Origin of the sequence: Mycetocola saprophilus (assembly GCF_000718085.1) — a bacterium.
GTDB lineage: Bacteria > Actinomycetota > Actinomycetes > Actinomycetales > Microbacteriaceae > Mycetocola > Mycetocola saprophilus.
On the sequence record NZ_JOEC01000001.1, the window covers coordinates 112796 to 129148 of the forward strand.

Here is a 16353-nt window from a genome sequence, read left to right on the forward strand (position 1 = left end):
GCTCCATACACACAGCCGGGCCGCGACGCGCAGAGGATGCGCGCCGCGGCCCGGCCGTTGGGGGTACCCGATCCGGGTGCTAGTGGGCGCTGATCTTCAGGTTGGCCCAGTCTGCGCGGTCGTTGTAGCCGCCGTCGCCGGCGTCGCCCACGTGCAGGGTCAGGTCGCGCACCCCGGTCAGCGAGACGTCAAACGGGATCGCGTGGCCGCGGGTCACGGTGCCGCTCTCCCAGATGGTCTGGCCATCGGCGATCAGCGAGAAGGTCACCGTGCCGCCGTCGGGTCCGACGTTATTGACCACATCGTCCACACCCACCACGCCGGTCAGCCGGGTGGCGGTACCGCCGAGGTAGTAGCGGATGTCCGAGGGGCTGGCCACACCGAGGCCGGTCGGGTAGGTGGTCCCGGCGATCTTCAGCGGGCTGCCCCCGCCCACGCTGGCATCCACGCTCGGCGTGAGCCATCCGCTGGTGGCCGAGATCCACGGGTGAGCCGAGAGCGGCTGGTCGGTGCCGGTCGGCGGCGCCGGAGCCACGGTCACACCGAGGGCCGGGGCGTTGGCGGTGGTCTTGCCCCGCACACCGATGTAGCGCACCGAGGTGCCCAGCGAGACGCTGCCGTTGCTGGCACCGGCGGGCACCACAAACTTGACCTTCACATCCACGCTCTTTCCGGCCTTGATCAGCACCGGCTGCGATCCGACCACACTGGCGCTCCAGCCGTTGGGCACCGTGAACGAGACCTGGGGAGAGACCACGGGGATCGTTCCGTCATTGTGCAGGGTCACGGTGCCGGTGAGGGTGGCGCCGGCCGAGGTCAGCACGTCTCCGCTGGCAGGAACCGGCTGGCCGTTGATCGCGGTGATCGCCGGGGCATCGGCGACCACGCGGGCGCTCTGCGGCAAACCGGTGGCCTTCTTGACCACCAGGACCGCGACACCGCGGGCGGGCACCGAGGCACGCAGGGTTCCGTTTGCTTCGGTGGTGGTGTGGGTCCAGGCGTCCTTCACGGTGACCCGCTTAGACGAGAGGCCCACGGCCGAGGTCGTGGTCGAGATGCTCACCGGGGCGTCGGTGCGGTTGACCAGGCCCACGGCCACCGAACCATCGGCCAGTGGCTTCACCCAGGTCTCGGTGGTACCGGCCGCACCCACGCGGGTGGCCTGCTTGCCGAGGCGGTCCTGGTTGATAGCCAGCAGATCCTTATTGGTCAGCGTCGCCAGGGTCTCGGGGGTGAAGGTGCGCGGGTCGCTGCCGATCACCAGCGGGGCGGCGGCCAGGGACCACAGCGCCATCTGCGAACGGAACTCCTCATCGGAGAGGCCCAGCTGGGGTCCCAGATAGTCGGGGTCGTTGAAGTGACCGGGACCGGCAACCTCGGGATGCGCGGCGTTGGCGTCGAAGTTGCGCAGCACGTCGCGGTAGGTGATCTTGCCCACAAAGCCCACGTCGGTGTAGGTCCGCCAGGACTGGGCGATCGCCGGGGCGTAGCTCCAGGTGTGGGTGGACTGCTGGGACTCGGGGTAGTTGCCCCAGTCGGGCGAGGTCACCGGGTTGCAGATGTTCAGGATGATGTCGCGTCCGCTGGCGTTGTTGCGCAGCGCGGTCGCGAACTCGGTGTAAACGGTCTGCGGATCCAGGTCGGCGGCGATGCCACACAGGAAGTCAACCTTGACCGCGTCATACCCCCAGGCGGCGATGGTGTCGGCATCGGTCTGGTAGTGACCGTAGCTGCCCAGGCCGCAGTGCTCGGGCATAAACGGACCGGCGTCGGTGTAGATACCGGCCTTGAGTCCGCGGGCGTGGATCGCATCGGCCACGGCCTTCATACCGCCGGGGAAGCGGGCGGCGTCCCCCTGCAACTGGCCGTCGGCACCGCGCGGGGTGTCGGCCTGCCAGCCGCCATCCAGCCAGACGATGTTGTAGCCGGCCTTGGCGAGCCCGCTGGAGTTCAGAAAATCGGCCACCTCGATGACCTTATCGGTGGTGAAATCCCCACCCAGACCGAAGTAGGTGTTCCATCCCTGATAGGGGGTGGCACCCAAGACGGGTGGGGTGCTCGGCTGATGATACGAGCTGGAGGTCGCGGGTTCGGCCGGGGCCGCCTGCGCGGGCAGGGCCGCGGAGGTGGCGGCGGCGATACCCAGTATCGCGGCGGCGCCAATCCCCAATAAGCGCTGTAAGGACATGCATTCTCCTGACGTCTTCGTCGCCCCGAACACTTCGGGGGTGGGGCCATAAAACCGCATTGCACCGGCCGGGCAATATGCATCGCTCGACTGAATACCTGGAGAAGTTGATGATTGGGCCTCTCGAAATTCCCGCGCGGCGGCCCGGATGGGGATAGCCTGACCACAGTGATCAACCGAGGGCTAGCGAAGGGGAGCACCGGATGGAACTGGAGCGTCGTCACTTTTTGATTCTGGGTGCGCTGGCGCTCGCCGGATGCGCGCCGGTGAAAAACCCCGGTCCGAGTGGATCGCCGAGTATCCTCCCCAGCGCCTCGCCCTCACCCTCGCCCTCACCCTCGGTTTCGGCCGGGCCGCCCGACTGGGACGCCCTCGCCCAGAGCCTCGGCGACCGGCTGCTGCGCCCCGGCAGCGACGCCTACCGCGCCGCCGTGCCCACCGAGATTCCCGTATACGACGGGGCCGCACCGCCGGCGATTGTGCGCGCCCAGGACGCCGCCGACGTGGCCACCGCGGTGAGCTTTGCCGCCGCCTCGGGGCTGCACATCGCGACCCGCTCGGGCGGCCACAACTATGCGGGCTGGTCTAGCGGTGGCGGCGGAAACACCGGTTTGCCCGAGGAACTGGTGATCAACGTTCACGGTCTCAACTCGGTCGAGGTGGACCCGGGCACCGGCGTCGCCCGCATCGGTGCCGGCGCGCCCCTCGCGCTGGTGTACGAAAAACTCGCGGCGGCGGGCCGGGCGATCGGTGGCGGCAGTTGCGGCTCGGTCGGCATCGGTGGCCTCGCGCTGGGCGGGGGAGTGGGGGTCCTTGCCCGCGCGTTTGGACTGACCAGCGACCAGGTGGCGGCGGTCGAGATCGTGACCCCGGATGGAAAGACCCGCACCGTGGATGCGAACACCGATCCCGATATCTTCTGGGCCTGCCGCGGCGGGGGCGGCGGGCTGCTCGGTGTGGTGACCGCGTTCCACCTGAACACCAAGCCCGCGCCCGAGGTCACCATGTACTTTCTCTCCTGGGATGCCCGGAACGCCCCGGCGGTCATCGCCGCCTGGCAGGAGTGGGCACCACAGGCGGACCCGCAGCTGTGGTCCACACTCAAGCTGCTGACCGGATCCACGCATCCGGGCGGGGCTTCGCTGAGTGTTTCGGGCACCTGGATCGGGCCGAATGGTGGACACACCGCGGCCCTCGCCGGCCTGCTGAGTCGAGTCCCTGCCCCCGGTCGAAACCAGGCAACCCGGCACGGCTATCTCGACGCGATGATGCGCTATGCGGGCTGCGCCGGATCCACCGCCGCGCAGTGCGTCTCGGGCCCGGGCGGCAAGCTCACCCGCACCTCGTTTGCGGCAACCTCGGGGATCGCGACCCGGGCGCTCACCGCCGCGGAGATCACCGCCCTGATCCAGGCCACCGAGGCCGTGGGGAAGGTGGCGGGGGTGACCGAGGGCGGGTTCTCTTTTGACGCGCTCGGCGGCCAAGCCAACGCCCTCGGTGCCGACGCCACCGCGTTTGGACACCGCGGCGCGCTGTTCAGTGCCCAGTACACGGCAAACTTTGCCGACGGCGCGAACCCCGATCCCTACCGCCAGGCCGTGCGCACGCTGCGCGCGGTGACCACCCCGGCCTGGGGCCCCGGAGCCTACGTCAACTATCCCGACGCGGGCATCGAAAACCCGGCCAGCGCCTATTTCGGTGATAACGCCGCACGGCTGAAAAAGATCCGCGCCGCCGTCGACCCGCACGGGGTGTTCCCCGCCTGGCAGCTGGGCGCCTAACCCGGTTTGCCGAGAGTTCACAGAAACTTGGAGATTTCCAGGCTTTCGAGGTGACGCCGTGCCCAAAAATCCGGTACGGTTATAGATCGACCCCGCGCCAGAGTGCAGGGTTTTGTGTAGCTGAATATAGAGGAGGCCTCCGATGGATATCGACCTCAGTGTGTTGAAACTGACCGAGCGGGAAACCGAAATCCCGTTTGATGAACTGGCGGGGATTATTGAGCAGGCCATCCTCACGGCCTACCTCAAGCACGTCACCCAGGAGGGCCAGCCCGAACCCTCGGCGCGCGTCCACCTGGACCGCAAGACCGGCCACGTCGCCGTGCTGCTGCACGAGCTGGACGAGGAGGGCGAGATCATCGGCGAGTCCGAGGCCGACCTCGACGACTTCGGTCGCATCGCCGCCTATGCGGCCAAGCAGGTTATTACCCAGCGTCTGCGCGACATCGCCGATGACGGCGTGCTGGGCGAGTTTAAGGACCGCGAGGGAGACATCGTTGCCGGTGTCATCCAGCAGGGCCCGAACCCCAAGATGATCCACATCGACCTCGGCACCGTCGAGGCGATTCTGCCCCCCGAGGAGCAGGTTCCGGGCGAGGACTACTCGCACGGTCGCCGCATCCGTGTCTACGTGACCGCCGTGGCCAAGGGCACCAAGGGCCCGCAGATCACCGTGTCGCGGACCCACCCGGGCCTGGTGCGCAAGCTGTTCGCGCTCGAGGTTCCCGAGATCGCCAACGGCCTGGTCGAGATCGTCTCGCTGGCCCGCGAGGCCGGTCACCGCACCAAGATCGCCGTGCGCGCCACCGACTCCTCGATCAACGCCAAGGGTGCCTGCATCGGTGAGATGGGTCGACGCGTGCGCGCCGTCAACGAGGAGCTGGGCAACGAGAAGATCGACATCGTCGACTACTCGCCGAACCTGCCGACCTTCGTGTCCAACGCGCTGTCGCCGGCGAAGGTGTCCAGCGCCTTCATCCTGGACGAGTCGATCAAGGCCGTTCGCGCCCTGGTTCCCGACTTCCAGCTGTCGCTGGCCATCGGCAAGGAGGGTCAGAACGCACGACTCGCCGCCAAGCTGACCGGTGCCAAGATCGATATTCAGCCCGACAGCATTCTCGAAGGCGAATAACCACGGCCAAATCGCGGCGCTCGAACATCGGGCGCCGCGATCTTCGCCGAGCGCGAATCGCCGAGGAATGGCGAGAACCCACAAAGGGGGTAAGATGGAAGCCGTTAGAACGTGCGTTGGATGCCGTACTCGCGCCGCGCGATCCTCCCTGTTGAGGGTTGTGCTGCGGGGAAATGCGGTGGTTGTCGACGAGACTGCATCGCTCCCCGGACGTGGAGCCTGGGTGCATCCAACACTGCAGTGCTTCGGTACGGCAATCAAGCGACGGGCCTTCGGCCGGGCGCTGCGATTCACCGGAGTGCTGGACGTGCAAACCCTAGAGAACAGGCTGAATGGCTAATGGACAACTAATGAGCGGCTCGAAATGAGACCCGTCCGTTACTAATGGTCTGCCCACTGTCTGGGCAGGCCCAGACAGGAGAGAAGTGGCTGTAAAACAGCGCGTGCACGAAATCGCTGCAGAGCTGAACGTGGACAGCAAGGTAGCCCTTGCAAAGCTTAAGGAGCTTGGCGAGTTCGTCAAGTCCCCGTCCTCGACGATCGAACCCCCCGTAGTACGTAAGCTGCGCGAGGCACTCATCGCCGATGGTGCCGCCGGTGCCCCCGCACCCGCAGCAACCCCGGCTCCGGCCGCGGGCGCCAAGCCCGCCGCCGCGAAGCCGGCAACCCCGGCTGCCGCCCCCGCGGCAACCCCCGGTGCCGCAAAGCCCGCGGCCGCCAAGCCCGCAGCGGCAAAGCCTGCCGCCGCGAAGCCCGCGGCTGCCAAGCCCGCAGCGGCCGCCGCCAAGCCGGCGGCTGCCAAGCCCGCCGCGGACGCCAAGCCCGCCTCGGCAAAGCCCGGTACCGCTAAGCCGGCCGCGGCCAAGCCCGCGACCCCCGGTTCCTCGGCAAAGCCCGGCGCTCCGCGTCCGGGTAACAACCCGTTTGCCTCCTCGCAGGGCATGGGTCAGCAGCCTCCTCGCCCCGCGGGCACCCCGCGTCCGGGTAACAACCCGTTCGCTTCCTCGCAGGGCATGGGTCAGCGACCCACCCCCGGCAACATTCCCCGTCCGCAGGCTCCGCGCCCGCAGGCACCCCGTCCCGGTTCGCCGCGTCCCGGCGCTCCGCGTCCGGGTGGTGCCGGTCGTCCCGGCGGTGCCGGTGGCGGATTCCAGCGTCCCGGTGGCGGCGCGGGTCGTCCCGGTGGCTTCCAGCGTCCCGGCGGTGCCGGTGCTGGTGCCGGCGCGGGTGCTCCCGCAGCCGGTGGCTTCCAGCGTCCCGGTGGTGGCTTTAGCGGCCCCCGTCCCGGTGGCGGTGGCGGTCGTGGCCGTGGCCCCGGTGGTGGTACCGCCGGTGCGTTCGGTCGCGGTGGCGGCAAGAGCAAGGCACGGAAGTCGAAGCGGACGAAGCGGGCAGAATTCGAGCTGCGGGAAGCCCCGTCGCTCGGTGGTGTCTCGGTTCCCCGTGGTGATGGATCGACCCCGATCCGTCTGCGCCGCGGTGCATCGATCGCCGACTTCGCCGACAAGATTGAGGCCCTGACCGGTTTCCCGGTTCAGCCCGGTAACCTCGTCACGGTGCTGTTCCACCTCGGTGAGATGGCAACCGCGACCGAGTCGCTGGATGAGGCCACCTTCGACGTGCTCGGTTCCGAGCTTGGCTACAAGATTCAGATGGTTTCCCCCGAGGACGAGGACCGCGAGCTGCTCGACGGCTTCGACATCGACCTGGACGGCGAGCTGGAGGCCGAGACCGAGGACATGCTCGAGGCACGTCCGCCGGTTGTGACCGTCATGGGTCACGTTGACCACGGTAAGACCAGCCTGCTCGACGCCATCCGCAACGCGGATGTGGGTAAGGGCGAGGCCGGTGGAATCACCCAGCACATCGGTGCGTACCAGGTGCAGACCACCCACGAGGGCATCGAACGTAAGATCACCTTCATCGACACCCCGGGTCACGAGGCGTTCACCGCCATGCGTGCCCGTGGTGCTCAGGTCACCGACATCGCGATCCTCGTGGTCGCGGCGGACGACGGCATAATGCCGCAGACCGTTGAGGCCCTGAACCACGCCCAGGCAGCGAACGTGCCGATCGTGGTCGCGGTGAACAAGATCGATAAGGACGGCGCCAACTCGGCCAAGGTGCGTCAGCAGCTGACCGAGTACGGCCTGGTTTCCGAAGAGTACGGTGGAGACGTCATGTTCGTCGACGTCTCGGCTCGCAAGAACATCGGTATCACCGACCTGCTGGACGCCGTTCTGCTCACCGCAGACGCCGGCCTGGACATGCGTGCGAACCCGAACAAGGACGCCCGCGGTGTGGCCATCGAGGCCAAGCTGGACAAGGGTCGTGGTTCGGTTGCTACCGTGCTGATCCAGTCCGGTACCCTGCGCATCGGTGACGCCATCGTCGCCGGTACCGCCTACGGTCGCGTTCGTGCCATGGCCGACGAGAACGGCAACGCCGTTGCCGAGGCCGGTCCCTCGCGTCCGGTGCAGGTGCAGGGTCTCTCCAGCGTTCCGCGCGCCGGTGACACCTTCATCGTCACCGAGGAGGACCGTACCGCCCGTCAGATCGCCGAGAAGCGTGAAGCCGCCGAGCGTAACGCTCAGCTGGCCAAGGCTCGCAAGCGCATCAGCCTGGAAGACTTCACCCGTGCACTCGAAGAGGGCAAGGTCGAGTCGCTCAACCTCATCATCAAGGGTGACGTTTCCGGTGCCGTTGAGGCCCTGGAAGAGTCGCTGCTCAAGATCGAGGTTGACGAGAGCGTGCAGCTGCGCATCATCCACCGTGGTGTGGGTGCTGTCACCGAGTCGGACGTCAACCTGGCGACCATCGACAACGCGATCATCATCGGCTTCAACGTCCGTCCGGACACCAAGGCCCGCGAGCGTGCAGCCCGTGAGGGTGTTGACATCCGCTTCTACTCGGTGATCTACAACGCCCTCGAGGACGTAGAGAACTCGCTGAAGGGTATGCTCAAGCCCGAGTACGAAGAGGTCCAGTCCGGTGTGGCCGAGATCCGCGAGGTCTTCCGCTCCTCCAAGTTCGGAAACATCGCTGGTGTTATCGTTCGCTCCGGTACGATCACCCGAAACGCCAAGGCTCGCGTTATCCGCGACGGCGTCGTGGTGGGCGACAACCTGGCCATCGAGTCGCTGCGTCGCTTCAAGGACGATGTCACCGAGGTCCGCACGGACTTCGAGGCCGGTATTGGTCTGGGCAAGTTCAACGACATTCAGATCGGTGACGAGATCGAGACCACCGAGATGAAGGAGAAGCCCCGCGTCTAATCCCGCAGGCTGATCCATACGACTCCGCCCCCGGCACCTTCTGGTGCCGGGGGCGGAGTCGTTTTCTCTTGTCCTAGGGGTCCTTCATTCCGTTCGGTCAAGAATCTAATGGACCCCGGGGGCCCAATGATAAATCCGGTTATCGCTCGAATAATGATGCCGTCACGGTAGCGCTCAGATCATCTTGCTCCGGGCTAATGCTTGTACTGACAAAGTCGACTTCGGTTCTCGATCCGCGTGTTGATCGAGACGCCCGGCCTCCCCGTGGACATCAATGATGATCGGGATTTCAATTCCCGCGGGAAAACATCACCGTGGTACTGACATATGAATGAACGTGGCTTCACATTCGGGGAGAATCTGCGCCTGAAATCGTCCCTAGGTTCCGTAGATCGAGCGGCAGTGTAGTTCGGCGTGAAGCTGAGTTACCACCGCCGTGTCCGGAGAAGTCTCGAGCAGCGCTCCGATTTTGCTTGTGTCTCAACCCCTGTAGTTGGAGGCTTCACACATGACCCGAAGCTGATTGGAGCTCAAAATGAATGTACACAGCATGAGCAAGAGTATTCGAGGTGTTGTCGCCGTCGTCGGGATTGCATCTCTGGTCGCGTTGGGCGCGGTGGGGAGCGCTAGTGCGACCGAGACCAAACGATCTCCGGAACCACTCGGGCTTGTCGGATTTGATACCGTCGTAGCCGCCGCCCACGGATTCGAAGTACGGACGGATATAAACGGCTATAAGTGTTCGATACCGCAAAACTCCCCGCCGGGCCTCTGCCCCAGCGATTTTCGACTGGGCGAAGCGAATCAGGGAAAGACTTCCACGTACAACACCGTGCGGGATACCTGCGGATACTCCTACCTCTACTGGACCAGTTCGGGCAGGGGCTACGAGACCGGGTACTACATCAACGCGTCGGCAGGGTTCGCACTCACCCACACCTGGAGTCTCTTCTTCACGACCACCTCCGGTCCGGAGCTTCGAGATCACTCGGGGATCGCGCCCTGGGGTGGACGAAGCTGGAGCGCAACGGGAACCCTTGACGGCGGTGGGCAAAGCGGTAGTGCCTCCGGCACCGTGTTCCTGAATAACGGTGGAATCTGCGTTTCTAAGGGCCCCGTTGCAAACTAGCCAGCGGTTCTTGGCCGTAGGGCTCCGAGGGAGCGGTGGTCGCAACATGACTCGGGAGGGAACGACCAATGCAACAGAAGACGAAACACGGATGGATAGCGGTTACAGGTGACGATGAATTGCCTTTCATCCTGGCGCTGGTCGCCGCCGATTTTTATGATCTCAGCGAGGTTCATGGCTTACCGAGGATTGATCTGCCGGCCATGATATCCAGATTCAGCCGATACGCGTTGGCCGAACTTCCGTCGCTGCCACGGGCGGAGCTGTCCGAATGGTGGCAGGCTCTCCTGAGCGCACCCGGCTTGCCAATGCCACCGCCGGGTGTAACACCATACGTTGATGCCTTGAACGCGGCCGGGATCAGTACCTGGTCGATCTCGTGGCAGGAATCATGGCGTCGATGGTCGCGCACGCGAGGCGAGGCGGATTATGGAGTCTACGCGGCCATCATGAGCGAGTGGGAGTCTGCCCGCGCGCGAAACTCGCCGGATTTCAGGCTGAGCGTGCACGTCCTTCCGTTGAAAACAGAATTGGTGTGGACCTTCGAAAACCACGTGTTTGTGAGCGAAAATGCCTGGCGGGATGCATCGAAGTTTCCGGCGCAGTTGCGAGCAATTCTGTTCTCTGCCGCCGATCAGGCAGTGCGTGCCACCGAGGCGTAGAGGCGGTTGAGGGATCGGGTGAAGACGGGGATATAGTCGATGACCTCGGGGGAGACCACGACTTGGCCGCGCACACCCTCGTTCAGGGCGAGGGCCTCCAGCACGAACTGTCGTGGGTCGGTGTCGGCGACAAGTTCGCCGGAGTCGATGCCGCGCTGGACGATCGGCACCAGGGTCGCGAGCGAGGTTTCCAGGACGTGGCGCAGGTGCCCGCTGGCAGGGCTGTCCTCCAGCAGGGCTTCCCCGCTCAGGACCGCGCGGAAGCGCAGCAGTGCGGGCTCGTCGGCGGCCGAGGCGGCACCGGCGATCAGGCGGTCCATCAGGTCGCGCACGCTGGTTGCGGCCGAGGGATCGTGGCGGGCGTAGGCGTCCTCGCGGTGGGCGACCACCGCGTTGAACAGGTTTTCCTTGCTCCCGAAGTGGTGAAGCACGCCCGCATCGGTGACCCCGACTTCCGCGGCGATCTTGGCCACGGTCGCCCGGGTGTAGCCCACCCGGGCGAAGTGCTCGGCCGCGACCTCGATGATTCGCCGCTGCCGCTTGAGCCCGCTGGGGCGCGGGGTCTTGGCCGGAACCTTCGACTCGGACGTGCTCATCAAAACCTCTACTCGCTCGGGGACACCGATTCCGTGCCGGCCAGGACCCTCGTGAGCGGCCGGGGGCTGCCCCCGGGCCAGACCAGGCCGTGTCCAAAACGGAATACCGGATCCACGGTATCGAAGGGAACGTCGGTTCGGGAGGCCGCCACGGCGGCGGTGGACCGTGGCAGATCAAACGGTAAGGTTCCGTTCACCGGCTGATAACCAAAGATCGCATCCAGCACAATCTCATCCTCGACCCCGAAGGTCCCCAGCAGCGCGGTCGCCGCCTCGGCGATCTCGGGCAGTGCGGTGGGGCGCTCCAGATAGACGTCGATCACAGTGGGAACCGTGGCGCACAGCGTCAGCAGGTGTGTGAGCTGCGCGGGCGGAAACTCCAGCGCGCCGTCGTGGAAGGCGCCGGCGAGCAGGCCCTCGCGCGCCTCGAAGGGGGCATCCACCCGGACAATTGCCAGGTGGGCCTCGGCCGGATCGGTGACCACCTCGCCGTAGACGGCGAGGGTTTCGGCGGGGATGCCCTCGGCGTAGAGGCGCATGCCCTCCCGGCCCGGTGCCTCACCGGTGAGCGCCACGACGCTCGCCCGGCGGGTGGCCAGGGCCACCGCCCGATGCTCGGCGGTGGTCGCCGGGAAGGCGGCCCGGGCTGGATCCACGTGCACGGGGGAGATGCGCACCACCGAGTCCTCAGGGGTGGAATCTTCCACCTCGGTCAGCAGGCCCAGCGCCAGGCGGTCGGCGAGCACGCGGCGCACCGAGACGTCCAGACGTTCTTCGGTGACCTCCCCGGCGGCGACCGCATCGATGATCAGGGCGGGATCATCCTCGCCGCCGAGCTGATCCACACCGGCGGCAAACAGGCGTCCGACCCGCTGGATCGGCGTCAGGTGCTCCACGCCCCAGGCGCGCACCGGCAGTTCGATCCCCAGAGCCGGCAGCCGCATCCCGGTGACCACGTTGAAATCGGTGACCACCAGACCCTCGAAGCCGAGTTCCCCGCGCAGCAGATCGGTGATGATCGAGCGGGCAAACGCAAAGCCCACGCTCTCATGCGGGGTGTCCAGCGGGGCCGCGTAGCCGGGCATGACCCGGGTGGCACCCGCGTCGAATGATGCCACAAATGGGCGCACGTGATCGTTGAAGCGTCCGCCCGGATAGACGGTGTGCGCCCCCTCGGCAAAGTGCGAGTCGAGTCCGTCCCGCTGTGGCCCGCCGCCGGGGAAGTGCTTGACCGTGGCGGCCACGCTGTGCGACCCCAGGGCGTCGCCCTGCAGGCCGCGAACCCAGGCGGCGCTGATGCGTCCGGCACGCTCAGGATCCTCCCCGAAGGTCCCCGAGATGCGCGCCCAGCGCGCCTCGGTGGCCAGGTCCGCCATGGGGTGCACGGCCACGCTGATCCCGCACGCGCGCAGCTCCCGCGCCATCGCCCGCGCCGCCCGCTCGGTCAGGGACGGATCGTCGGCGGCGGCGAATCCGATCGGCTCGGGGAAGCGGCTGAGGCCCGAGCTGACCAGCGCGGTCTGCACGTTGAAGCGCGACCCGTGACGCGGATCCGAGGCCACCTGCACGGGCAGCCCCAGGCGGGTGCGTGCGGCAAGGTCCTGGAGAGAATTGTGCCAGGTGGCGATGGCCTCGGCCGGGGGCGCGTTCATCAGCAGGACCGAGGAGATGCCCCGGTTCACGATCAGCTCGGTGGCCGGCACAAAACCAAAGGGTGCGGCCGGATCATCCCCCTCCCAGAGGCTCCCATCGGGGTTCGCGACAATCCGCGCCACACACAGGGCCGCGGCCTTTTCGGCGAGGGTCATCGAGGCGAGGATCCGCTCGATCAGGGGGATCTGGGTCATGCTGCTCCTTGAAATCGCGACGGCTGAGTGACCGCCTGATGCCAGCCTAGGCAGCGGAGGACAAGCGCTGGCCGAAGTTAACTTAGTGGTCACTAAGTCTTTTCCGGGATGTTAAGAAGCGCTGCTGAACTGAGCCCAACTTCACGAAAGGAAGCCCTCAGACATGTCCCTCCCCACCCCGTCCGGCACCGTCCCCATGCGCCGGATCCTCGCGTTCTCCCTCCTGGAGCTGGTCGCGTTGGGATCGCTCGCCACCCCGCTCGTTGTGGGTCTCTCGCTGCGCGTGCTGCAGCTCGTCCCGGAGAGCGGTAAGGAGGCCGGGCTTGCCGCGGTCACCGCCGCGGGGGCGATCGCCGCCCTGCTGTCCAACCCGATCTTTGGTTACCTCTCCGACCGCACCACCAGCCGATTCGGGCGCCGCCGCCCGTGGCTCGTGGCCGGAACCGCCCTCGGTCTGCTGGGTGCGCTGATCGCGACCTTCGCCCCGAACCTGGCCGTGCTGGTGGCCGCCTGGGTGATCGCCCAGATCGGCTACAACGCCGCCCTCGCCTCGCTGAGCGCGCTGCTCGCCGACCAGATTCCCGAGCACCAGCGTGCCCGCGCCTCGGGTCTGTTTGGGGCCTTCGGGTTCCTGGGACTCGTGCCCGCCCTGCTGGTGTCCACGATCTTCTCGGGGTCGATCCCGGTGATCATGCTGTTCATGCCGGTGGTGGCCGTGATCGTGACCGTGCTGGTGTGCTGGAAGATCCCGGACCCCGCAGTGGATGCCTCGGCGGTGCCCAAGGTGCGTCTGCGCACGGTGTTTACAGCGATGTTTGTGAACCCGTTCACCTATCCGCTGTTCACCCTCGCCTGGATCCAGCGCTTCGCGATGCAGTTCGGCTACACCGTGGTGGGCACCTTCGGACTGTTCTACCTGATGCTGCGCCTGGGACTCGACGTCCCGCACGCCACCCCGCTGGTAACCCTGTCTACCCTGGTCGGGGCGACCCTCAACTTCGTAGCGGCCTTTGCCGGCGGCTACCTGGCTTCGCGCCGCGGCAACTACGTGCCCTTCCTGGTGGGATCGGCCGTGCTGCTGGCGATCACCCTGCTAATGAAGGCCTTCACCGACAGCCTCTCGATCTTCTGGATCAGCACCGCCCTGGCCGGTTTCGCCCTCGGCTGCTACTACGCGGTGGACCTGGCCATCGCCCTGCGCACGATCCCCGCCCGCGACGCCGGTCGCTACCTCGGTGTGTTCAACGTGGCCAAGACCCTGCCGCAGTCCCTCGCCCCGATTGCCGCCCCGCTGATCATCATGATCGGCCACGGCGACCCAATCTCCGGCGGCGATAAGAACTATGCCGCCCTCTATATCGTGGCCGCCGTGCTGGTGCTCGGCTCGCTGATCACCGTGCCGTGGCTGATGCCCGCGCTGCGTCGTAGCAAGACCGAGCAGGCCGCTACCGGTGCCGCCACCGACGTGCCCGCAGCCGAGGTGCGCGCATGAGCGGCGAGCGTATCCCGCTGAGCGCAACCTTTAATACCCGCGAGTGTGCAGGTTTGCCGGTGCGCGGCGGGGGAGTGATCCGTTCGAACGTGCTGTGGCGCTCGGATGCGGTGCCGGTCTTGACCGATCAGGATGTGGCGTTACTGGACGGCCGCCTGCACACCGTGATCGATCTGCGCAGCGAGACCGAGCGCGCGAGCCTGCCGAGCGCACTCGAGGCGATTGCCCGTGAGCTACACCGGATCGATCTGGCCGCCGGTGCCCTGCCGAGTGGAGGTGCCTCCGGCGAGGAGGATCCCACCGCGGCGATGCTCGCGCAGATTCCCTCGCTGGAGACCCTGTATCGGGGCATCCTGACCGAGGCGGGGCCGGTGATCGCCGAAATCGCCCGTGCGGTCATCGCCGCGGCGCCGCACGGGGCCACGCTGATCCACTGCACCGCCGGCAAGGACCGCACCGGGGTGAGCGTCGCGCTGCTGCTGGACGCCGTGGGGGTGGAACGCGAGGCCGTGGTCGAGAACTACGCGCGGACCGCCGAGAACCTGGCGGGGGAGTGGGCCGAGCGTATGTTCGCCGCGATCATCGCCCACGGTGTTCCGCTGACCGAGGGCATCCGCGCACTGGTATCGGCCAGCCCCGCGGAGGTCATGGCGGAACTGCTGGCAGGCCTGGACACCGAGTATCCCGACGCTTCCTCCGGGGCTCGCGGATACCTGGCGGTCCACGGCCTGACCGAGGCCGAACTGGCCGAGCTGGATGCGACCCTGGTCGCACCCGCTCCCGCCTGATCGGGCCCGCCCCGGATCGGAACCCGGCCCCGAGGTCGCGTTCCGGTTCGGGGCACCGGCGTTCGCGCAGGGCTGCGCCGGACCCGCGTGTGCGGGTTATATTTCGGGGGTGTCGCTGCTCTAGACTGGGGGTTGCCCGATCGAGTTCGTCGATGGGGAGGCAAGGAGATCATCATGGCTAACCCCCGCGCAAAGAAGCTGGCAGACCGTATCAAGGAGGTCATCGCCAAGCGACTGGACAAGGGACTACGCGATCAGCGACTCGGCTTTGTCACCATTACCGATGTGCAGGTGACCGGTGACCTGCAGCACGCCTCCGTGTTCTACACGGTGTACGGCAGCGACGAGGAGCGCGCGGACAGCGCCAAGGCCCTCGAGCGCGCCAAGGGCATGCTGCGCACCGAGGTTGGCCGCAACATCAACTCGCGGCTGACCCCGTCGCTCGAGTTCATCCTGGATGGTATCCCGGAGAACGCCAAGCACATCGAGGATCTGCTGCGTGAGGCGCACGAGCGCGACACCGCGACCAGCGCCCAGGCATCCACCGCACAGTACGCCGGCGAGGCCGACCCGTACGTGAAGCCCCGCGAAACCGAAGAGGACTAGTCCTCATCCAACAAAAACCCCGCATCCGAGAAATCGGATGCGGGGTTTTTGTATGGGCGTAATCGCTCGGAATTGAGAACAATCCGGTTCCCGACTGTTGAGATTGAAGGTCATCGATCCATTGCGACGCCTCGGAGCGTTCTGAGGTCCGAGCGTTCAGCGAATAACGGGTGAGGCATGTTTTTCTACTGCTTGTCTCAAACCGGTTGAGACATCGCGTAGGGAGAAAACAATGGAGTTGAAGACTGCGCGCCGCAGAGGCGCGAAGCTAGCCGCCGTGTTAGTGGCTTTGATTGCTTTCGCAGGTAGTCCTGCAATCGCCAATGCAACGTCGCCGCACGCATCGCCAGAAAATGAGCAGACTGGGTCTGTTGCAAAAACCTCATCCGCACTTTCTCAAGACCAGGTAGTCACCCTGGGAACCTCATTGAAAGCGGGAAACAGTAGACGAGAGGTTCGACAGACATCCTTCGGAGAACAAACGACGTTCCTGTTTGATAGCGGGCTTCGAATCGGGTTCACCTATGATTTATCCGGTCAGCCGATAGTTCTGCCGAAGAACCATCCAGGTATGGAAGCTCGAGTGGAAGCCGGCGCAGATCCGTTTCCCTATGTAAGTTTCGATTCCGCAGAGCAAGCGGCCGGAGCTGCTGGAAGCGTAGGGGTGTTGGTGGGAGCGGTATGCGCTTCATTGGGGCCAGAGACAGCCGGTGTCGGCTGCGTGGTCGCCGGAGGCATCGGCGCCACAATTGTTGGTATCTTGACGGCCCACGGAGTCTGCGACCACGAACAAAACTATAGGATCTATGTTCTTACTCTCGAAGGGCAGTGCAGAAATGACTAGAGCTGTAGAAAGC

General features: G+C 66.1%; 13 protein-coding genes. 10 read left to right on the forward strand and 3 right to left on the reverse strand.

Going from position 1 to position 16353, the window contains the following annotated elements; all coding sequences use genetic code 11:
• Window positions 1–79: 79 nt before the first annotated feature.
• Entirely contained in the window at window positions 80–2188 is a 2109-nt protein-coding gene (locus IE92_RS0100500; protein ID WP_030142918.1) for an NPCBM/NEW2 domain-containing protein, read from the reverse strand.
• Window positions 2189–2391: 203 nt separating this feature from the next.
• Here IE92_RS0100500 and IE92_RS0100505 point away from each other — a divergent pair, with 203 nt between their 5' ends.
• The 6 genes from IE92_RS0100505 (at window position 2392) to IE92_RS0100520 (ending at window position 10167) form a co-directional block, all read left to right on the forward strand.
• On the forward strand, window positions 2392–3969 hold the full coding sequence (locus IE92_RS0100505) for an FAD-binding oxidoreductase (protein ID WP_051701432.1): 1578 nt from the start codon (window positions 2392–2394) through the stop codon (window positions 3967–3969).
• Between the two features lie 142 nt (window positions 3970–4111).
• Window positions 4112–5101 carry a transcription termination factor NusA gene (gene nusA / locus IE92_RS0100510; RefSeq protein WP_030142920.1) on the forward strand — a complete coding sequence of 330 codons (990 nt, stop codon included), beginning with the start codon at window positions 4112–4114 and terminating at the stop codon, window positions 5099–5101.
• A 94-nt stretch (window positions 5102–5195) separates the two neighbouring features.
• The gene (locus IE92_RS17635; RefSeq protein ID WP_081863830.1) at window positions 5196–5441 is read left to right on the forward strand and encodes a YlxR family protein; all 246 of its coding nucleotides are present in this window, start codon (window positions 5196–5198) and stop codon (window positions 5439–5441) included.
• A gap of 85 nt (window positions 5442–5526) precedes the next feature.
• Window positions 5527–8376 (forward strand): translation initiation factor IF-2, encoded by a 2850-nt coding sequence (gene infB / locus IE92_RS0100515; RefSeq protein ID WP_030142921.1) that lies wholly within the window; start codon window positions 5527–5529, stop codon window positions 8374–8376.
• A 550-nt stretch (window positions 8377–8926) separates the two neighbouring features.
• Window positions 8927–9505, forward strand: coding sequence for a hypothetical protein (locus IE92_RS18040; RefSeq protein ID WP_156027344.1), 579 nt, complete (start codon window positions 8927–8929; stop codon window positions 9503–9505).
• Between the two features lie 68 nt (window positions 9506–9573).
• Complete coding sequence (locus tag IE92_RS0100520) at window positions 9574–10167, forward strand: hypothetical protein (RefSeq protein ID WP_030142922.1); 594 nt, start codon at window positions 9574–9576, stop codon at window positions 10165–10167.
• On the opposite strand, the gene IE92_RS0100525 is transcribed toward IE92_RS0100520, so the two are convergent.
• A complete protein-coding gene (locus tag IE92_RS0100525; protein WP_051701433.1) occupies window positions 10140–10763 on the reverse strand; it encodes a TetR/AcrR family transcriptional regulator in 624 nt (207 codons plus the stop codon). The genes IE92_RS0100520 and IE92_RS0100525 overlap by 28 nt on opposite strands.
• Window positions 10764–10771: 8 nt before the next feature.
• On the reverse strand, window positions 10772–12610 hold the full coding sequence (locus tag IE92_RS0100530; protein ID WP_051701434.1) for a glycoside hydrolase family 3 protein: 1839 nt from the start codon (window positions 12608–12610) through the stop codon (window positions 10772–10774).
• A 163-nt stretch (window positions 12611–12773) separates the two neighbouring features.
• Between IE92_RS0100530 and IE92_RS0100535 the strand changes: the two genes are divergently transcribed.
• From IE92_RS0100535 to IE92_RS18045, 4 genes are all read left to right on the forward strand, one after another.
• Complete coding sequence (locus tag IE92_RS0100535) at window positions 12774–14102, forward strand: MFS transporter (protein WP_030142925.1); 1329 nt, start codon at window positions 12774–12776, stop codon at window positions 14100–14102.
• A complete protein-coding gene (locus IE92_RS0100540; RefSeq protein ID WP_030142926.1) occupies window positions 14099–14890 on the forward strand; it encodes a tyrosine-protein phosphatase in 792 nt (263 codons plus the stop codon). Before IE92_RS0100535 ends, IE92_RS0100540 begins: the two co-directional genes overlap by 4 nt.
• 174 nt (window positions 14891–15064) lie before the next feature.
• Window positions 15065–15496, forward strand: a complete 432-nt coding sequence (gene rbfA, locus IE92_RS0100545; protein WP_030142927.1) for a 30S ribosome-binding factor RbfA — start codon at window positions 15065–15067, stop codon at window positions 15494–15496.
• Between the two features lie 232 nt (window positions 15497–15728).
• Window positions 15729–16340, forward strand: coding sequence for a hypothetical protein (locus IE92_RS18045; protein ID WP_156027345.1), 612 nt, complete (start codon window positions 15729–15731; stop codon window positions 16338–16340).
• Window positions 16341–16353: the final 13 nt, after the last annotated feature.

Coding starts and splice junctions, on each gene's coding strand:
- IE92_RS18045 (WP_156027345.1), top strand. CDS start 15,729: ATGGAGTTGAAGACTGCGCGCCGCAGAGGCGCGAAGCTAGCCGCCGTG.
- IE92_RS17635 (WP_081863830.1), top strand. CDS start 5,196: ATGGAAGCCGTTAGAACGTGCGTTGGATGCCGTACTCGCGCCGCGCGA.
- IE92_RS0100535 (WP_030142925.1), top strand. CDS start 12,774: ATGTCCCTCCCCACCCCGTCCGGCACCGTCCCCATGCGCCGGATCCTC.
- IE92_RS0100525 (WP_051701433.1), bottom strand. CDS start 10,763: ATGAGCACGTCCGAGTCGAAGGTTCCGGCCAAGACCCCGCGCCCCAGC.
- IE92_RS0100530 (WP_051701434.1), bottom strand. CDS start 12,610: ATGACCCAGATCCCCCTGATCGAGCGGATCCTCGCCTCGATGACCCTC.
- nusA (WP_030142920.1), top strand. CDS start 4,112: ATGGATATCGACCTCAGTGTGTTGAAACTGACCGAGCGGGAAACCGAA.
- IE92_RS0100520 (WP_030142922.1), top strand. CDS start 9,574: ATGCAACAGAAGACGAAACACGGATGGATAGCGGTTACAGGTGACGAT.
- IE92_RS0100500 (WP_030142918.1), bottom strand. CDS start 2,188: ATGTCCTTACAGCGCTTATTGGGGATTGGCGCCGCCGCGATACTGGGT.
- IE92_RS0100540 (WP_030142926.1), top strand. CDS start 14,099: ATGAGCGGCGAGCGTATCCCGCTGAGCGCAACCTTTAATACCCGCGAG.
- IE92_RS0100505 (WP_051701432.1), top strand. CDS start 2,392: ATGGAACTGGAGCGTCGTCACTTTTTGATTCTGGGTGCGCTGGCGCTC.
- rbfA (WP_030142927.1), top strand. CDS start 15,065: ATGGCTAACCCCCGCGCAAAGAAGCTGGCAGACCGTATCAAGGAGGTC.
- IE92_RS18040 (WP_156027344.1), top strand. CDS start 8,927: ATGAGCAAGAGTATTCGAGGTGTTGTCGCCGTCGTCGGGATTGCATCT.